Source organism: Novosphingobium sp. MBES04, from assembly GCF_000813185.1.
Lineage (GTDB): Bacteria > Pseudomonadota > Alphaproteobacteria > Sphingomonadales > Sphingomonadaceae > Novosphingobium > Novosphingobium decolorationis.
In genome coordinates this window covers 1,459,293-1,477,189 of sequence record NZ_DF850488.1, presented here as the reverse complement: position 1 = coordinate 1,477,189, position 17,897 = coordinate 1,459,293, and the positions used below count along the sequence as shown (strand labels likewise).

Here is a 17,897-nt window from a genome sequence, read left to right as displayed (position 1 = left end):
GCACATCTCCGCCCGGGCGATGGCGCGTCGAATATGGCTGGACCTGTCAGGCACAGGGCCGGATCATCGCGGGATCAAACAAGAATGCGCACCAGGGATGGGCGAGCTGGAAATGGGGCAGGGGTGATGGCTGAGGACGCGAAGGACGTGCAGGGGACAGCGCCCGGCGCCATGGCAGGTACCGTGAGCGCGTCTCAGGCGCCGCCCGGGACATTCGCGCCGCTGGCCGTGGCACCCTTCCGGCGTATCTGGTCGAGCAGCGTGTGTTCCAACCTCGGGCACCAGATCCTGGGCGTGGCGGCGGCCTGGGAAATGACCCGACTCACCGATTCGCCGGCCATGGTGGCTGGGGTGCAGACAGCGCTCATGCTGCCGCTCATGCTGGTGGCGCTGCCGGCGGGCGCGCTCGCGGACATGTTCGACAGGCGCGTCGTGGCCATGTGCGGCCTGGCCTTTGCGTGCCTTGGCGGCAGCGTCATGGCGCTGTGTGGGCTTCTGGGGCTGGTCACGCCCTGGCTGATGCTGGGCCTCATCTTCGCAATCGGCTCGGGCGTTGCGCTCTTCGGTCCGGCCTGGCAGGCCTCGATCAGCGAACTGGTCCCGCCCCGCCTCCTGCCTCCTGCAGTCGCGCTGGGTTCGGTCAGCTTCAACCTGGCGCGCTCGGTTGGCCCTGCCATCGGTGGCTTCCTGGTGCTGGCCGCGGGCGCGCACGTGGCCTTCGGGGCCAATGCGCTGGGGTACATTCCCTTCCTCCTCGCCTTCTATTTCTGGAAGCGCGAGCAACCCGCCTCGCGCCTGCCACCTGAAAGCCTGGGGCGTGCGCTCGTCTCGGGCATGCGCTTCGCACTGCACGCAGGCGGCGTGCGCAACGCCATCGTGCGCGTCTTCCTCTTCGGCTTCTGCGTGGCGACGGCCTCTGCGCTCGCCCCGCTGATCGCGCGCGACCAGCTCGCGGGCGACGCGGCGTCCTATGGTGTCCTTCTGGGCGCGGGCGGTGTCGGTGCGATCCTGGGCTCGCTCTCGACCGCGACCCTGCGCGCGCGGCTGGGACCCGAGCTCGCCATCCGGATCGGCACGCTGGTGACCGCGGGCGCGCTTGTCGGCATTGCCTATAGCCGCTCGATCTGGGTCGCGGCACCGTGCTTCCTGCTCCAGGGCATGGGGACGATGATGGTGCTTGCGATGCTCAACGTGGCTGTCCAGCTTTCGGCGCCGCGCTGGGTCACGGCGCGCGCGCTCTCGCTCTATTCCTCGGCGGTGACGGGGGGCATCGCGCTGGGCTCGATCGGCTGGGGCGCGATCAGCAACGGGCTCGGCCTCCAGACGACGGTGCTGGTCTCGGGCCTTGCGCTGGCGGCGACGGTGGCGCTGGGCTTCGTCCTGCCCATGGCGCATGAGGGCGAGGACCGCCGCGCACCGGTGTCGCTGGGCAAGAGCCCCGAGGTGGCGCTGGGACTGACCGCGCGCTCCGGGCCGGTCGAGATCGAGATCGACTACCGGGTGGAGCCTGCGAATGCGCGTGAATTCTTCCGCCTGATGCAGGACGTGGGCAAGGCGCGGCGGCGCAACGGCGGCTTCGCCTGGTCGCTCGCGCGCGATATCGCGGACACGCAGCTGTGGATCGAGCGCTACGAATGCCCGACCTGGGGCGACTATCTGCACATGCGCAACCGCTTCACCCAGGCCGACCTCGATCTTCAGGAAAAGGTGGAGACTTTCAATACGCTGCGCGAGGGGGCGCGGCTGCGTCGGCGGTTGATGCGGCCTTTCGGATCGGTGCGTTGGCGCGCCGAGGTCCCCGATCCCGGCCCCGATCAGCCCCGCCCCTTCAGCTACTGAGGCGCGCCTCGTAGCTTCCCCGATCTTGACGGGCCTTCGTCTCGATATGATACTTTGCGCATCATAATAAAGAGCGAGGAGAGGGGACGATGGAGGCACAGGCTCTTGCGGACCATCGCAAGTCGGCCGCCGTGGCGCGGGAGGGGTTTCGTCTCGACGCCAAGGCGCGACGGCTGGCGAGCTTGCGTGAATCGCGCGCCGCGCTGCGCAGCGCCGGCCTGCTGCAGGACGGCCCGGGATCGGAGGATGTGGCTGGGGGCAACCCTGAACACGTCCCTGTCTTCTATCTGGATGGGCCCGCGCACGCGCAGCGTCGTGCGGCCATCGCCCGCTTCTTCACGCCCAAGGCGATCCAGACCCGCTACCGCTCGATCATGGAGGAGACGACCGCGCGCCTGCTCGATGATCTGCGCGCGGCAGGTACGGCCCGGCTCGACCGCATCGCCTTTGAACTGACGGTGGCGGTGGCCGCCAACATCGTGGGTTTGACCGAGACCTCGCCCAGCCGGATGGCGCCGCGCCTCCAGTGCCTGCTGCGCACCGCGTTCAGTCCGGCGACGGGACTGGGCAAGTTGCGCGACCGGATCATCCGCAGCATCTATGGCGTCTGGTTCTACCACGCCGATGTGCGCCCGGCCGTGGTGCGGCGGCGGTCCGAGCCGGGCGATGACATCATCTCGCAGTGCCTTGCCAAGGGCTATTCGGACAAGGCGATCCTGATCGAGTGCATGACCTATGCGACGGCGGGCATGGTCACGACGCGCGAGTTCATCGTGATGGTCGCCTGGCACCTGTTCGACAATCCCGAGCTGCGCGGCCAATTCCTCGATGGGGACGAGGAGGCGCAGATGGCGATCCTGCTGGAAATCCTGAGGCTCGAGCCGATTGCCTCGGTGCTCTACCGCCGCGCGGGGGCAGGCGTGTGCGACCAGGCGCTGGGCGAGGTTGCGGGCGGCGAACGGCTCGCGATCGATCTTCGCGCGGTCCATGGCGATGCGCAGTCGGTGGGCGCCTGTCCCCATGCGATCGATGCCGAGCGTGCCCGGCGCGAAGGGCAGAAGGCCGAATTCCTCAGCTTCGGCGATGGACCGCACCACTGTCCCGGCTGGCAGGTGGCGCTGCATGAGACCCGGACCTTCATCGATCAGCTGCTGCGCGTGCCGGGCATAGCAATGGCCCGCGCGCCCGACATCATCTGGAACTCGCAGCTGATGAGTTACGAACTGCGCGACGCCCAGCTTACCTGCACCGTTACCTGACAGGGCGGTGTGATCGCCGGAGCGAACTTTGCCCTTTCCTTGTGACAGGCCACGGGGGCCGCTCTAACCTCGCGTCCTGAGAGAGTGCATGGACGTGAAGGCGCCTGCCGCGCGCCGGTTATGAGTCGTGCCCGAAAGGGGAGAAGGGTGTGAGGACCCGAAGGGCTTTTCTGGCAACAGCTTCGTGCCTGCCGCTTGCGCTGGCCGCCGCGCCCGTGGCCGCGCAGGATGCGGACGTGCAGGCCGAGCGGGTCATCGTCGTGACCGCGCAGCGCCGCGCCGAGGCGCAGGTCGACGTGCCGATCTCGATCACCGCGCTCGATGCCGGGATGCTGGAAACCGCCAACGCGAATGAGCTTTCGGGCATCCAGAGCATGGTTCCTGCGCTGCGCTTTGATCGCCAGAGCCAGTTCGTCCAACCCACTATCCGCGGTGTGGGAACCAGCATCACCACCTCGGGCGGCGGCTCGAATGTCGGGATCTATGTCGACGGCTTCTATTCGCCCAACCCGGCCGAGGCCGACTTCGACCTTCTTCGGGTGCGCAGCGTGCAGGTCCTCAAAGGGCCTCAAGGGACGCTTTTTGGCCGCAACACCACGGGCGGGGCGATCCTGGTCGAGACCGCCGATCCCAGTGTCGATCCGGCGATGGAATTTCGCGCCTCGCTCGCCAGTTTCGAGGCAATCCGCGCGCAAGGCTACGTCACGACAGGGCTGACCGATGCCCTCGCGCTCGACCTTGAAGGCAACTACGCGACCGGCAAGGCTTTCCAGCGCAACATCGCAAGCGGCGCGCGTGACCGGCGCTACCGCAACTGGCAGGTGCGCACGGGGCTGAAGCTCGATCTGGGGGATGTCACCGCCAAGCTGCGCTACCAGCATGTCGAGACCGACGACCCGCGCCCGCTGCTCTACAACATCTTTGTCGACGATGTGCTGGGCATAGGGGCGCCCAGCTTCGCGCCGCCCGCCACCTACACCACCGACCCCGACTATTACGCGCCGGGGCCGGATCGCAGTTTCATCACGACCAACAACGACATCGTGCAGCTGACGCTCGAGGCGGACCTTGGTTTTGCCGAGCTCGCCTCCTTCACCCAGTACCGCGACCAGGACGTCGATGCCTCGCTCGATCTCGACAAGACCGCGCTGACGATCTTCCAGTACGGCCTGCCGGTCTTCAACCGCACCTTCACGCAGGAATTCCTGCTGACCTCCAGGCCCGGCCCGGCGCTGCAATATACCGCGGGGCTGTTCTACCTGTTCAACTCGGACCGCTACAAGACGTACGCGGACAACGCCGTGCCGCTGGGCTTTGGCCGGGTGCGCCTGGGCGGTTCGGACGCGCCCACGCGCAGCATCGCGGCCTTCGTCGACCTCACCTATGAAGTCACGCCCAGCCTCTTCGTGACGGGCGGCCTGCGCTATGCCCACGACACGATCACCAACGCGTTCTACAACGTGGGGGAGGAGGCCTTCGACGTCGCCGACGTGAAGAGTGACCGCTTCACCCCGCGCCTCGTCGTGCGGTACAAGCCGAGCGATACGACCAGCCTCTACGCCTCCTATGCGCGCGGCTACAAGGCGGCGATTCTCGATGTCGGCGGCTCGTGCCAGAACCCGCCCGATTTCGTCTGCAACGATGTCTCGCCCGAGACCATCGATGCCTTCGAGATCGGCTTCAAGACCGAGAGCGCACTGCTCAGCTTCGAGGCGGCGGCCTTCTACTACGACTACCGCAACCTGCAGGTCTCGCTCTTTACCGATGGCCGGGCCGAGATCATCAACGCCGCCAAGGCCGAGATCTACGGCGCGGAAGCTGCGTTTGCCTTGCGGCTGGGCGGAGGATTTTCGATCACCGCGGGCGGCGCCTATGTCCATGGCCGCTACACCGACTTCCCGGGCGCCCCGGTCTACATGCCCTGCGCCGATTTCGGACCGGATGTCGCGGCCGCGTGCGCGGGTAGCGGCGTCTCCTATCTCAACGTGCCAGTCGATCTGAAGAACGTCGACATGCAGCGCACGCCCGAGTTCACCGGCAATCTGGGCGCGCGCTGGGAGGTGGGGCTGGCCGGCGGCGAACTCGCGCTGTCGGGCAACTTCTACTACACGTCCTCGTTCTTCTTCGGCCCGTCGGGCACCCAGTTCCAGGGCGGTGACTATGAGACCCTCGCGCTGCGCGCGCAGTGGGACGACCCTGAAAGCCGCTTCTTCCTCGCCGTCTTCGGCGACAACGTGACCGACAGCCGTTACGTCAACCAGGTCCAGTACAACAACTTCGGTTTCGGCGCGACCTGGAGCCAGCCCCGCACCTGGGGTGTCGAGATCGGCTACAGGTACTGACGCACATGCTGACCGACACCTCCATCGCCGAGAGCGAGGTTGCGACCGGAGAGGGGGCCGTTGCCACTAGCGCGCCGCCCGAGCTTCCGGGCATGGCCTACCGCGCCTATGTTCTCACTCTCCTGACGCTGATTTCGGCGCTGAGCGCGGTGGACCGGCAGATCCTCGACATTCTGGTCGAGCCGATCCGCGCCGATTTCGGACTGTCCGATGGCCAGCTCGGGGCGCTGAACGGCATCGCCTATGCCGGTGTCTACGCGCTGGCCGTGATCCCGCTTGCGCGTCTGGCGGATCGCTATCCGCGCAAGATCGTGATTGCAGCCGGCATCGTCATCTGGAGCCTCGCCACGACCGCCTCCAGCCTTGCCCGCAATTTCACCCACCTGTTCGTCGCGCGCATGGGCGTGGGATTGGGCGAGGGGGGGCTCAGTTCGCCCGGCCCTGCGCTCCTGTCCGACCTGTTCCCGCGTCACCAGCGCGGTACGGTAACCTCGATCTACATGACCGGCCCCGCCATCGGCATGGGCCTCGCTTACGCAATCGGCGGCTACGTGGTCGCCGCCTATGGCTGGCGTGCGGCGTTCCTGGTTGCCGGGCTTCCCGGTCTGGTGCTGGCGGCCTTGTTCTACCTCACCGTGCGCAACGTGCCCAAGGGCCTGGCGGACGGGTTGCGCGCCGATCCTCCGCAGCCGGGGCTGGGGCGCACGCTCAAGGCCATCGCGGCCTTGCGCACGATCCTCTGGATGATCGTCGCGCTCGCCTGCCTCGCGCTCATGGTCAACGGGTTGCTGCGCTGGATTCCGGCCTATCTTACCCGCACGCAGGGGCTCGCGCCGGTCGAGTTCGGGGCCTGGCTCGGGGCTGCGGTGGGGACGGGCAGTTTCGTCGGCCACCTTGTCGGCGGGCCGCTCGCCGATTGGGTGGGGCGCCGCGATCCGCGCCGCCAGATGGGCATTGGTATCGCCGCCAGCCTGGGCGCCGCGCTCACCATCGTCGTGCTCTTCAACGCACCTTCGATGGGGGTCTTCTATGGCCTTGCGGGCATCCTGTCGTTCACCGGCGGGATCTTCGCGGCCCCGCTCATCATGGTCTGCACCACGCTGCCGCCCGTCTGGGCTCGCGCGACGACGGCGGCGATGACGTTGATGGCGGTCTACCTCGTGGGCTATGGCTTCGGGCCGGCGCTGCTGGGCGTTCTCAGCGATGCGCTCGCTCCATCGTTTGGAGAGGATGCGCTGCGCATCGCGCTCCTCTCCAGCACGGTCCTGGCGCTTCCCGCCACGTTCAGCTTCGCCATGGCCGCGCGCCACTACCGTGCCGACCTTGCCCAGAGCGAACGCCAGCTCGCCCGCGATGCCGGACGGACCGACACCCCCCATCCCGACAGGGAGACCCCGTGATGACGACTCCGCCCCGCCGCCTGCCCAACCTCCCGCGTGAGGAATGGACCGAGCCTGCACGCGATGTCTTCGCCTTCTGGGGCGAGCCCAATGCGCGCGAGGAAGGCTCGCGCACCAACATCATGATGGTGCTCGCCAACCACCCGGACATGGCCATGCCCTACAACCATTGGGCCAGGCACCTCCTGATGACCAACACGCTGCCCACCCGCGCGCTCGAACTGCTGATCCTGCGCGTCGCCTGGCGGGTGAAGAGCGCGTACGAATGGCACAACCATGTCGGCTACGGCCTCAACGCCGGGCTCACCCTCGAGGATATCGCCGCGATCCGCGACTACCCCGAAGGCGCGGGGCGCTGGGGCGAGGCGGACCGGCTGGTGCTCGATGCGGTCGATGATCTTATGGACCGGCACATCGTTTCGGAGGCGACCTGGGAGGGCCTCGCGCGCCATTACGACCGGCGCCAGATGATGGATCTGGTCATGTCGATTGGCCACTACGTGATGACAAGCTGGGCGCTGTCCTCCTTCGGCGTGCCGATAGAGGGCGATGTCGATCCCATCGGCTTTGATCTCAAGACCGCCTCGGGCGCGGGGCCAGCCCGTACCTTCAAGCCGGGTGAAGTCGACGATTGGGCGACGCGCAACCAGGCCTGAGCGCGCATCCCCGGCCCGCGCGCCATCGCCGGGCCGATAGAATGACGGGCAGGCAAACGCGCAATTGCAGCCGGTCGGGTGCGGGGTCAGAACAGATCCCGACATCACTTCACGAACATGAGGGCGGAGGCAGAGCAGCATGGCAACCGAGATCATCTTTCCCAAGATCGGCTTCTCGATGACCGAGGGGCAGATCGCGGAGTGGACCTTTGGCGAGGGCGAGGAAGTGACCGAGGGCGAGTGCCTGTTCCTGCTTGAAGCCGACAAGTCCACCAACGAGGTGGAGGCCCCGGCCTCCGGTATTCTGCGCATCGCCGTGCCCGAGGGCGAGACGGTCCAGGTCGGCACCATCGTCGGCATGATCGAATAAGGCGCAGCCGATGACGCTCAAGGTCGGTATTGTCGGCGCTGCCTGGGGCGGCATGGCCCATCTTCCCGCCTGGCGCGCGGTGCCCGGCGTCGAGGTGACCGCGATCTGCACCTCGCGCGAGGAGACCGCGCGCGCGGCCGCGCAGAAGCTGGGGGTGGAACGCGCCTTCTGGGACGCCCACGAAATGTGCCGTGATCCCGATATCGACATCGTGGACCTGGGCACCCGGCCCAATTTCCGCCAGCCCTGGCTCGAGACCGCGCTCGCCCATGGCAAGCACGTCTACAACGCCTCGCCCCACGCGCCGGGATGGGAAGGCGCCAAGGCCATCGACGCGGCCTGGCAGGCCTCGGGCGCGGTGGGCGTGGTCGATGCCTTCATCGAATACGTGCCCGCCGTGCGCCGCCAGATCGAACTGGTGCACGAAGGTTATATCGGCACGCCCATCGGCGGGACCTGCCATCTCAACATCTCGCTGTTCAACCGCGCCTCGAAGCAGTTTCCCTACAACTGGTTCGCGCGTGGCGACGCGGGGGTTTCGGGCCTGCGCAACAATGGCAGCCACGCGCTCTACCCGCTTCTGGCCATGCTGGGACCTGTCGAGGAGGTGGTGGCCGACGATCGCCAGGTCCTTTCCGAATGGGTCTATGAGGACGGAGAGCGGGTCACGCCCGAGACAACCGACACCGGCAACGCGCTGCTGCGCTTTGCGAACGGGCCCATCGTGCAGCTCCAGGCGGGCTGGGCGATGACGATGCACGATGGCTGGCTGCTCGACATCTACGGGACGCAAGGGCGACTGGTTACCCGCGCGCCCACCTTTCCCAGCGCGCAGGACTGCACGCTGTGGGGCCTGAGGGCGCAGGACAAGCCCAACCCGCACGCGCCGAGTGACCTGCAGGCGCTCGACATCCCCGAGGCGTACCGGGTGGACCCGGACCTGGCCATTGATGCCAGCTTTCCGATCCCCCCCTGCTTCCCGATGGCGCTGGCCATGCAGCGCATGGTCGCCGCGATTGGAGGCAAGGGCACCGCGGCGCCCGACTTCGCCCGCGCGCTGGAAGTCGAGCGCTGCCAGGAGGCGATGTCCCGCGCGCAGGCGGAGAGACGCTGGATTGCGTTGTCCGAGGTTGCCTGAATAGGCCTGTTTTAGAGGTGGTTGATCGAGGCGTTTCCGAGATATCGCCGTGGCGCAGCGGCTCTCGTTGACCTTGCCCGCGTGGCCCCTGACAGTTCCCCTCGACGCCTGAAGCGAGCGAGGTTTTCCCATGACCCAACCCAGTAACGCCCCCCAGCCGGATTCCGCCGCGCTGACCGACATCTTCCGCCGGATGCTGCGGATCGAGCGCAACGACGACGCGATCCTCTCTACCATCCGCAAGGGGCGCCTGCAGATGCCCTACTACTCCGCGCGCGGGCAGGAGGTGATCCCGGCGACGATCTCCCACTTCCTCACCGACGAGGACCAGATCTGCACGATCTACCGCGGCATCCAGGACATGGTCGCCAAGGACATGCCGCTCAAACCCCTCTGGGCCGAGATCGCGGGCCGCGTCGATGGCACCTGCAAGGGGAAGGGCGGCCCGATGCACCTCACCCACCCGCCGACAGGCGTGATGGTGACGACGGGCGTCGTGGGCTCCTCGATGCCGATTGCCAACGGCCTTGCCTGGGCGGCCAAGCTCGACGGTTCGCGGCGCGTGGTCATTGCCTATTTCGGCGATGGCGCCTCCAATATCGGGGCCTTCCACGAGTCGCTCAACCTGGCCTCGCTCTGGAAGCTGCCGGTCATCTTCGTGTGCCCCAACAATGGCTTTGCCGAACACACCCGCTTCGAGAACGGCACTTCGGTCGACCAAATCTCCAAGCGCGCGATCGGCTACGGCATGCCCGGCTTCACGGTCGACGGAAACGACCCCTGGGAGATGTACGCGCAGGTCTCCACCGCGATTGCGCGGGCGCGCGACGGAGAGGGGCCAACCCTGCTCGAATGCACGACCTTCCGCTTCCTCGGGCACGTCCTGGGCGATGACAACAAGTACATGGCCGAGGGCGAGCTGGCCGCGGCGAAAGAGAAGGACCCGCTGCCCCTCTTCCGCCAGCGCCTGCTCGACGAAGGCCACGTGGACGAGGCGACGCTTGCCGCGATGCAGGCGAAGATCGAGGCGGAGGTGGCCGAGGCCCGTGACTTCGGCCTCGCCAGCGAACTTCCGTCGGTGGACGAGATCCGCCGCGATGTCTTTGCCCAGGAGATGATGGCATGAGCACGACGACGACCAGCGCGGCCAAGCCCGCCGGCACGAGCAAGATGAACAGCCTCCAGGCCGTGAACGCGGCGCTGCACCAAGCCATGGCCGCCGACGACAAGGTGCTTGTGCTTGGCGAGGACATCGCCGACCCCGAAGGCGGCGGCGTGACCGGCGCGACGGCGGGCCTTTCGACAAAGTTCGGGGGCGAGCGCGTGCGCTCCACCCCGATCTCGGAGCAGGCCATCATCGGCGCGGCCATTGGCGCTGCGCTTGCCGGGTACAAGCCGGTGGCCGAGATCATGCTGATGAACTTCACCACGGTCGCGATGGACATGATCTTCAACCACGCGGCCAAGCTGCGCTTCATGTCGGGCGGGCAGACCTCGGTGCCGATCACCATTCGCACGCTGACGGGCGCGGGCTGGCAGACCGCGGGCCAGCACGCCGACCACCTTGAAGGCTGGTACGCCCACGCGGCCGGGATCAAGGTCGTCGCGCCGTCCAACCCGGTCGACTACAAGGGCCTGCTGCTCTCGTGCATTGACGATCCCGACCCGTGCATCTTCATCGAGAGCGCGGGCTCGCTGTTCGTGCCCGCCGAAGTCCCGGACGACCAGGGGCCGATCCCGCTCGGCAAGGCGCGTATCGTGCAGGAGGGCTCGGACCTTACCATCGTCACCTGGTCGAGCCAGACCGTGCGCGCACAGATGGCGCTCCCCGCGCTGGCCGAGGCGGGCCTGTCGGTTGAACTCATCGACCTACGCACCATCTCGCCCTGGGACCGCGAAACCGTGCTCGCCTCGGTGCGCAAGACCGGGCGGCTCCTTGTCGCGCACGAGGCCGTGCGCGATTTTGGGCCCGGCGCGGAAATCGCCGCGACTGTTTCGGAAGAGCTGTTCGGCGTTCTCAAGGCCCCGGTTCGCCGCCTCGGCGCGCCCAAGTGCCCGGTGCCCTTCGCGAAGGTCCTGGAAGACGCCTACATCGTTCAGCCTGACCAGATGGTTGCCGCTGCGCAGGCGCTGATGGGCTGAGAGAATAAGTTGATTCAAGGGGCCATCGCCCCTTGACCCCCAAATGGGCGACCTCGCCAGTCTCGGCCAAGGCGGCGCGGGTAAGGTGAGGTTGCCCGTTCGGAATTCCTTCCTGACTATCCCGCAGACGTCCGTTCCAGCACCGCATCGCCTGCGCTCTCGTTCCAGAACGCCGCGCTGCCACCCAGCGCGCGGTTCAGGAACGCGCGTTTCAGGAACAGGTGGACCGGATACTCGACGGTGAGGCCGATCCCGCCGTGGAACTGCACCGCCTCTTCGGCGACCTGCTTGTAGACCTCGCAGCAGTGGGCTTTCATTGCGCCGAGCGCGAGGGGAGCGGCCTCGCTACTGGCCTCATAAAGCGCGGTTGCGGTTTCCAGTGCGACCTTGAGGTCGGCGGCGCGATGCTTGAGCGCCTGGAACATCGCGAGCGGCCGGTCGAACTGGCGACGCGTGCCGAGGTACTCGATCGCCATGGCCAGGACAGCTTCGGCTCCGCCCAGCGCATCGCCCGCAAGGGCAAGGCACAGAAGGCCGTCGAGCCGTTCGGTCAGGGCCGCGGCTTCGGCACCCGCCGCCAGCAGGATGCGGGGGGCATCGGGCGCCAGTTCGACGCTGAACAGGCGGCGCGAGCGATCCCAGGTGGAAAAGTGCGTGATCTTTGCGCCTGCAAGGTCGACCAGGGTCACCTCGTCGGCGCTGCGCACAAGGATACGGTCCGCCGTATCGGCATCGGGCACGGCGCTAAGGCCATCTCCGGCGATGGTGAGTGAGGTCGTGATCGCCGCGCCCGCCATGGCGTTTTCCAGCAGCTCCTCGCGACCGGGGAAGTCCGGGGGCCTGGACCAGGGCCTCAAGCGCGAGGAACTGGGCCAGGGCCGGCCCGGGCATGCGTGCGCGGCCCATCTCGGTGAAGATCACGGCCAGGTCGCGGCGTTCGAGGCCAAGGCCGCCCAGCGCTTCGGGCACACCGGCCATGAACCAGCCGAGCTCGGCCATCTGCGTCCAGGAGCCTGCGGCGTCCTGCGCGGCCTGCCAGTCGGGAAAGACCTTGCGGGCGTTGTCTTCCAGTTCGCGGCGCAGGGCGCTCATGGCCTGGCCTCCGTGACCCAGTTCTTCGGTTCGCGGGGCATGCCCAGCATGCGTTCGGCAATGATGTTGCGCTGCACTTCGTCGCTCCCGCCCGCGATGGTCCAGGCATAGCTGTTCATGAAATCGGCCATCCAGTTGCCGCTGTTGAGATCGCCAAAGGTGATCGGCGCGTGCAACTGTCCGGCAAGGTCCGCCAGTTCGACGCCAAGGTCCGTCCAGGCGCGCAGGCAGCGCGAATAGGCGAGCTTGACGATGGAGGCATCGCCCACGCGTTCGTCCTCGTCCATGCGCTTCTGCAGGAAGCGGTCGGCCAGCGCGCAGACCGCATCGACCCGTGTCGCGAGCGCGCCAAGCTTGCGCAGGACACCGGCATCGCAGGTGCGCCCGGCGGCGTGGACAGCCTCGCTCAGCCGCACCATCGCGCCGCGCATCCGGTACGAGAGTTCCATCAGCGTCAGCCCGCGTTCGGAGGCGAGTGTCGCCTGCGCGACGGCCCAGCCTGCGCCTTCCTCGCCCACGCGCTGGGAGACCGGGATTTCGACCTCGTCGAGGAAGATCTCGGCGAATTCCTCGTCGCCCTGGATCTGGTGGATCGGGCGCACGCTGACACCCGGCAGGCGCATGTCCATCAGGAGGTAGGTGAGCCCTGCCTGCTTGGGGCCGTCGGCCGAGGTGCGCACCAGCAGCAGGCACATGTCGGCGTACTGGGCCATGGTCGACCAGACCTTCTGGCCCGAGACGACATAGACATCGCCGCGCCGTTCGGCCCGGCTGCGGATCGCGGCCAGGTCGGACCCCGCGCCGGGCTCGGAAAAGCCCTGACACCAGGTCTCGCCCTCGAGAATGCGCGGCAGGTAGTGGCTGCGCTGCTGTGCGCTCGCGCATTCGGCCAGCGTTGCAAAGGCGTGGTAGGTCGACACGAACGAGAGGAGGAGGCGCGGCGTGTCGGCGCGCGCCAGCTCTTCGTAGATGATCTTCTGTTCGGCCAGCGACCGCCCGCCACCGGGCCATTCCCTCGGCCAGTGCGGCACGGCGTAACCCGCGCCCACCAGCTTGGCGAACCAGGAACGCTGCGAAGCGACGAAGGCTTCGTGCGTGGAGGCCGTGCGCCAGTCCCGGGGCGCTTCGCGCGCGATCCAGTCGCGGATTTCGCGTCTCAGGGCGTCGTCTTCTTGCGTCATGGAGCAAGCTAGGCCCCATTGTGCGCGCGACCTTCAAGCTCGCCGCCGCGATATCGGGCGCACGATGCTACCGCGCGGGGGTGGGGCGGGGTAGGCCCCTGTGCATGGACTTTGACTGGACGCCCGACGAGCAGGCCTTCCGCGAGCGCCTGCGCGATCTTCTCGACACGACCCTGCCGGACGACTGGGAGCGCTTTGCGCAGCATGGCCCGGCCTCGCCGGACCTGACCCGTTATGCGCAGACCTTCTGCGGCAAGCTGGCCGAGGAAGACCTGCTCATCCCGCACTGGCCGGTCGAGATCGGCGGGCAGGGGCAGGACCCCTGGCACCAGACGATCCTGGCCGAGGAAATGTGGATCGCGGGCGAGCCGCGCGGCGGGCAGTACATGAACGTCAACTGGATCGGCCCGACGCTGATCCGCTACGGGACACCCGAGCAGCAGGCGCGCTATCTTCCGCCGATTGCGCAGGGAAAGGCGCTGTGGTGTCAGGGTTTTTCCGAACCGGGTTCCGGCTCCGACCTTGCCTCGCTGCGCACGCGCGCGGTGGCCGATGGCGGTGACTACGTGGTCAACGGGCAGAAGATCTGGACCAGCTATGCCGGACTTGCCGACACCTGCTTCCTCCTGTGCCGGACGAGCGAGGATCGAAAGCGGGGCATCACCATCCTGCTCGTGCCGATGGATACGCCCGGCATCACCGTGCGCCAGATCCCCTCGATCATTGGGGAGGGGGACATCCACGAGGTCTTCTTCGACGACATGCGCGTGCCCGCCAGCGCCCGGCTGGGCGAGGAAGGGCAGGCCTGGGAAATCATCGCCTATTCGCTGCGCAACGAGCGGCTGGGCATTCCACGTTATGCCCTGGCGCGAAGCGCGCTCGACCGCGCCGTGTCGATCCTGCAGGAGCGGGGTGACTTCGTGCGCGAGGCGGTGCGGATCGAGGCGGCAGGTGCGGCTGCGCTGTGCGAGGCAGCCCGCCTCGCCAGCTATGCGATCGTCACCCGCCGCGCCGAAGGCGAGACGATCGGGCAGGAAAGTTCCTCGGCGCGCTACGCCACGGTCATGTGCGAGCGGCGGGTGTGCGAATTCATCGTCGAGCACCTGCCCGAGGCGCTGGCCGACGCGCACCCCTATCTCAAGATGCACCACCAGCGCGGCATCGTCGCGGGGATCGCGGCGGGCGCCGCCGAGATCCAGCTCAACATCATCGCCAGCGACGTGCTGGGCCTGCCACGGGAGGCGCGCTGATGCAGGTTGCCCTCAACGAGGACCAGCGCGCCATCCGCGACGCGCTCGATGCTCTGGCCCGCCCCTTCGAGGAGGCGCCGATGCACGAAGCGCCGTTGGTGCCGGCCAGCCCGGACTTTGCGCGGGCGCTGGCCGAAAGCGGCTTTCTCGATGTGGCCTGCGACCCGGACTTGGGCACCGCGACGGCGGGCGTGGTGGTGGAACGCCTCGCCCGTCTGCCTTTCGCCGTGGAAGCGGCAACGCGCGCCTTCTTTGCGCCATTGCTGGAGGGGGTGTCCGGGCCGGTCTGTCTGGTCGAAGGGACACGCACGCCCCGGCTCGTGCGCTTTCTGGAGCCGGGGGCCTGCGTGATCGTGGTGGAGGAGCAGGGTGTTTCCTGTTTCACCGCAGGGGAAGGCCAGTTGCAGCCTGAGCCTGACAGTCTCTTCGCCTATCCCATGGCGAGCCTGCTGGAGATTCCCGAGGACCGCACGGCGCTGCCGATCACGCCGAGCGAGGCGCGCACACGTGCCCGCGCGGCGCTGGCGGCCGAGGCGGCCGGATTGATGGCCGCCGCGCTTGCCAGCGTGTGCGCGCATCTCTCCGAGCGCACGCAGTTCGGCCGCAAGCTCGCGACCTTCCAGGCCTTGCGCCATCGCCTCGCCGAAGCGCAGGTGCGCACCAGCGGCGTCTACTGGATGGCGATGAAGGCGGCGGCCACGCGTGATCCGGCGGATGCCGCGCTCGCGGCCTGGCACGCGCAGGAATCGGCGACTTCGACGGTCTACGACTTTCACCAGTTCCTTGGCGCCATGGGGATGACGCTCGAACATCCGCTGCACTTCTGGACCTACCGTCTGAAGGCCCTGATCGGGGAACTGGGCGGGCGCGGAGCAAGCGCGGCGGCGGCAGCGGATGCGCTCTGGGGGTGAGGGCGGCTCCCCGAACCCGTCGACCTCACCTTGCGCAGGCTGCCTTAGCTGAGAGAGGTGAAGTCGCCCATTCCGGGGTCAAGGGGCGATGGCCCCTTGAAATTGGACTTCTTACTCATGCCCGAACGCGGGCCGGGGCAGGCTGAACAGCGCGAGGCTGGCTGCAACCATGAGGACGAGGGTCGTGAGCAAAAACATGTCGTATCCCCCGGTCCGGTCGTAGACCGCCGAGGCCGCAAGCGGCCCGAGTGCCGTGCCGACGGAGAGAGCGACGAGCAGCCCTCCGTAAAGCGCACCGAAGGCCTTGAGGCCGAAGTGGCGCGTCGCGAGGTAGACGATCACGTCGACCTCGGCGCCCAGTGTCAGTCCGATCAGCACGGCGACGGGAACCGCGCCTTGCGCGCCCGCGCCCAGCAGGATGAGCCCGCTCGCCACGGGAAGGAGGAAGATGACGGCGCCCACGTAAGCCGCAGGAAAGCGGTCGAGGAGGAGGCCCGTGCCCAGCCGTCCGGCGATGGAGAAAAGCCCGATGAGCGAGGCCAGCGCGGCGGCTCGGGCGGGAGGAAGTCCCGCGTCGGTGAGGATGGGCACGAAATGGACGACGAGGGCCAGCACGGTGAAGGTGAACAGCAGGCTCGCGACGAGGAGGCGCAGGTAGACAGGTGAGCGCAGGCCTTCGAAGAAGCTCACGCCTTCGGGGGCGGGCGTGGGGAGGACGGGCGCATCGTCCTTTGCCGGGGGCGGCGTGCGTCCTGTGCGGAACAGGACGAGGATCACCGGCCAGGCCAGCGCCATCCAGGCGAGGCCTTGCCAGGCCATCGCGCTTTGCCAGCCATAGGCGGCGATGAGGCGCGCGCCGAGCCAGGGGAACAGCGCGGCGGCAACCGAGGCTCCGCATAAGGTGATCGCGAAGGCAAGGCCGCGCGAACGGGCAAAGCGGCTGGCGACCGCGGCCGTCCAGACCGTCGCCTGCACCGGCAGCGTGGCCAGCGCCATGAGGGTCCACAGCGCGTACCATTGCCACGCACTGCCGCTTGCGGTCCCGAGCAGGGCAAAAGCCGCGCAGGTGAGCGGAATGCCGATGACGGCCAGGATACGCGGGCCGATCTTGTCGACGAGCATCCCGATGGGCACCCCGAACACGGCCTGGATCAGCGTGGCGATGGTCATGCCGAAAGTGGTGGTTGCGCGCGACCAGCCGAAGCTCTCGCTGATCGGCTCGATATAGACGCCAAGGCCATAGATATGAATGACGCTGGTGGCGTAGCCAAGGGCGCCGGCCAGCGGCACGCCCCAGTGCGCCTTCCACTCCGCGCGGGCGGTCACAGGGTGCACCTTCCGCTTCCTATTCGGCGGGAAGGCGGCCGTTCCTGGCCATCTCGAAACTCTGCCCCAGGTGCGCGCGGTAGCCATGGAGGCCGAGGTCGGCGTACGTCGCCGGATCGGCGATTTCCTCCATGCGCGCGGCGACTTGCTCGATGGTCCAGTGCGGCTGGAAGACGCCGTGGGTCTCGAGCATGTCGATCTTGGCCATGCGCCCCCCGATCGCGACCAGCGCTTCACCCGAGAGTGCGCAGTCCTCGTGCGCCAGCCAGCCCACCATGGGCGCGACGAGTTCGGGGCCGAGGGGGGGATACTGCGAGGTGTCGAGCCCGTCGGCCATGCGCGTCATGGCGCCGGGCAGGATGAGATTGCTGCGGATACCGTGCTCTTCGCCCTCCAGCGCGATCACGTTGGAGAGGCCGATCATGCCCGACTTGGAGACCGCGTAGTTCACGCAGGCCTGGTTGCCATAGAAGCCGCCGATGGAGGAGGTAAGGACGACGCGTCCGTAGTTCTGCGCCTTCATGTGCGGGAAGGCCGCGCGCACGAGGTAGAACGCGCCGATCAGATGCACGTCGAGCACCGAGTGGAAGTCCTCGACCGCGATCTCGTCGAGCGCGCCGTAGCGCACGTTGCCCGCGTTGTGGATGAGGATGTCGACGCGCCCGAAGGCGTTGAGCGCGCTCTGGACGATGGCGCTCGCCCCTTCGCAGGTGGCGACGCTGTCGACAGAGGCGAGCGCCTCGCCGCCCGCCGCTTCGATCTCGCGCACGACCTGCTGCGCCGGGCCTTCGTCCTCCCCTTCGCCCAGGATCGCGCTGCCGTTGTCGTTGACGACGACTTTCGCGCCCCTGTTGGCGAGCAGGAGCGCATAGGCCCGTCCCAGGCCCCGCCCGGCGCCGCTGATCACGGCCACGCGGCCATCGAAGCGCAATTCGTCCATCGTCCTCTCCTTCTGACCCGCCTTGGCTAGGCTCCGCTCGCGGTGTGGCGC

16 protein-coding genes are annotated in these 17,897 nt (G+C 67.8%); 11 read left to right on the top strand and 5 right to left on the bottom strand.

Annotated elements, in window-relative coordinates; all coding sequences use genetic code 11:
- The first annotated feature begins 126 nt into the window (after nt 1-126).
- The 9 genes from MBENS4_RS06415 (at nt 127) to MBENS4_RS06375 (ending at nt 11,146) form a co-directional block, all read left to right on the top strand.
- Nucleotides 127-1,839, top strand: coding sequence for an MFS transporter (locus MBENS4_RS06415; RefSeq protein WP_242404806.1), 1,713 nt, complete (start codon nt 127-129; stop codon nt 1,837-1,839).
- Between the two features lie 89 nt (nt 1,840-1,928).
- Nucleotides 1,929-3,098 carry a cytochrome P450 gene (locus MBENS4_RS06410; protein ID WP_039389528.1) on the top strand — a complete coding sequence of 390 codons (1,170 nt, stop codon included), beginning with the start codon at nt 1,929-1,931 and terminating at the stop codon, nt 3,096-3,098.
- A 149-nt stretch (nt 3,099-3,247) separates the two neighbouring features.
- Nucleotides 3,248-5,440 (top strand): TonB-dependent receptor, encoded by a 2,193-nt coding sequence (locus MBENS4_RS06405; RefSeq protein ID WP_039389526.1) that lies wholly within the window; start codon nt 3,248-3,250, stop codon nt 5,438-5,440.
- Nucleotides 5,441-5,445: 5 nt separating this feature from the next.
- Complete coding sequence (locus MBENS4_RS06400) at nt 5,446-6,840, top strand: spinster family MFS transporter (RefSeq protein ID WP_052322050.1); 1,395 nt, start codon at nt 5,446-5,448, stop codon at nt 6,838-6,840.
- Complete coding sequence (locus MBENS4_RS06395) at nt 6,840-7,496, top strand: carboxymuconolactone decarboxylase family protein (protein WP_039389523.1); 657 nt, start codon at nt 6,840-6,842, stop codon at nt 7,494-7,496. The genes MBENS4_RS06400 and MBENS4_RS06395 overlap by 1 nt, the downstream gene beginning before the upstream one ends.
- 139 nt (nt 7,497-7,635) lie before the next feature.
- Entirely contained in the window at nt 7,636-7,866 is a 231-nt protein-coding gene (locus MBENS4_RS06390) for a biotin/lipoyl-containing protein (RefSeq protein WP_039389519.1), read from the top strand.
- 10 nt (nt 7,867-7,876) lie between these two features.
- A complete protein-coding gene (locus MBENS4_RS06385; protein WP_039389517.1) occupies nt 7,877-9,004 on the top strand; it encodes a Gfo/Idh/MocA family protein in 1,128 nt (375 codons plus the stop codon).
- A 130-nt stretch (nt 9,005-9,134) separates the two neighbouring features.
- Entirely contained in the window at nt 9,135-10,130 is a 996-nt protein-coding gene (locus MBENS4_RS06380; RefSeq protein WP_039389516.1) for a thiamine pyrophosphate-dependent dehydrogenase E1 component subunit alpha, read from the top strand.
- Nucleotides 10,127-11,146, top strand: a complete 1,020-nt coding sequence (locus MBENS4_RS06375; protein ID WP_052322049.1) for an alpha-ketoacid dehydrogenase subunit beta — start codon at nt 10,127-10,129, stop codon at nt 11,144-11,146. The genes MBENS4_RS06380 and MBENS4_RS06375 overlap by 4 nt, the downstream gene beginning before the upstream one ends.
- Before the next feature lie 116 nt (nt 11,147-11,262).
- Here MBENS4_RS06375 and MBENS4_RS06370 read toward each other — a convergent pair whose 3' ends face one another.
- Genes MBENS4_RS06370 through MBENS4_RS06365 form a run of 3 tightly spaced genes read right to left on the bottom strand, consistent with a single transcriptional unit; the run spans nt 11,263 to nt 13,419 of the window.
- Nucleotides 11,263-11,943 carry an acyl-CoA dehydrogenase family protein gene (locus tag MBENS4_RS06370; protein WP_242404805.1) on the bottom strand — a complete coding sequence of 227 codons (681 nt, stop codon included), beginning with the start codon at nt 11,941-11,943 and terminating at the stop codon, nt 11,263-11,265.
- Nucleotides 11,891-12,238, bottom strand: a complete 348-nt coding sequence (locus MBENS4_RS26500) for an acyl-CoA dehydrogenase family protein (RefSeq protein ID WP_242404804.1) — start codon at nt 12,236-12,238, stop codon at nt 11,891-11,893. The genes MBENS4_RS06370 and MBENS4_RS26500 overlap by 53 nt, the downstream gene beginning before the upstream one ends.
- Complete coding sequence (locus MBENS4_RS06365) at nt 12,235-13,419, bottom strand: acyl-CoA dehydrogenase family protein (protein ID WP_039389514.1); 1,185 nt, start codon at nt 13,417-13,419, stop codon at nt 12,235-12,237. The genes MBENS4_RS26500 and MBENS4_RS06365 overlap by 4 nt, the downstream gene beginning before the upstream one ends.
- 104 nt (nt 13,420-13,523) lie before the next feature.
- On the opposite strand from MBENS4_RS06365, the gene MBENS4_RS06360 reads away from it, so the two are divergent.
- Both MBENS4_RS06360 and MBENS4_RS06355 read left to right on the top strand, forming a co-directional pair.
- Nucleotides 13,524-14,669 carry an acyl-CoA dehydrogenase family protein gene (locus tag MBENS4_RS06360; protein WP_039389513.1) on the top strand — a complete coding sequence of 382 codons (1,146 nt, stop codon included), beginning with the start codon at nt 13,524-13,526 and terminating at the stop codon, nt 14,667-14,669.
- Nucleotides 14,669-15,580: an acyl-CoA dehydrogenase family protein gene (locus MBENS4_RS06355; RefSeq protein WP_039389510.1), complete on the top strand. Its 912-nt coding sequence runs from the start codon at nt 14,669-14,671 to the stop codon at nt 15,578-15,580. The genes MBENS4_RS06360 and MBENS4_RS06355 overlap by 1 nt, the downstream gene beginning before the upstream one ends.
- Before the next feature lie 111 nt (nt 15,581-15,691).
- Here the strand turns inward: MBENS4_RS06355 and MBENS4_RS06350 are convergent, their stop codons facing one another.
- Both MBENS4_RS06350 and MBENS4_RS06345 read right to left on the bottom strand, forming a co-directional pair.
- Nucleotides 15,692-16,915 carry an MFS transporter gene (locus MBENS4_RS06350; RefSeq protein ID WP_039389507.1) on the bottom strand — a complete coding sequence of 408 codons (1,224 nt, stop codon included), beginning with the start codon at nt 16,913-16,915 and terminating at the stop codon, nt 15,692-15,694.
- A 10-nt stretch (nt 16,916-16,925) separates the two neighbouring features.
- On the bottom strand, nt 16,926-17,846 hold the full coding sequence (locus MBENS4_RS06345) for an SDR family NAD(P)-dependent oxidoreductase (RefSeq protein WP_039389505.1): 921 nt from the start codon (nt 17,844-17,846) through the stop codon (nt 16,926-16,928).
- Nucleotides 17,847-17,897: the final 51 nt, after the last annotated feature.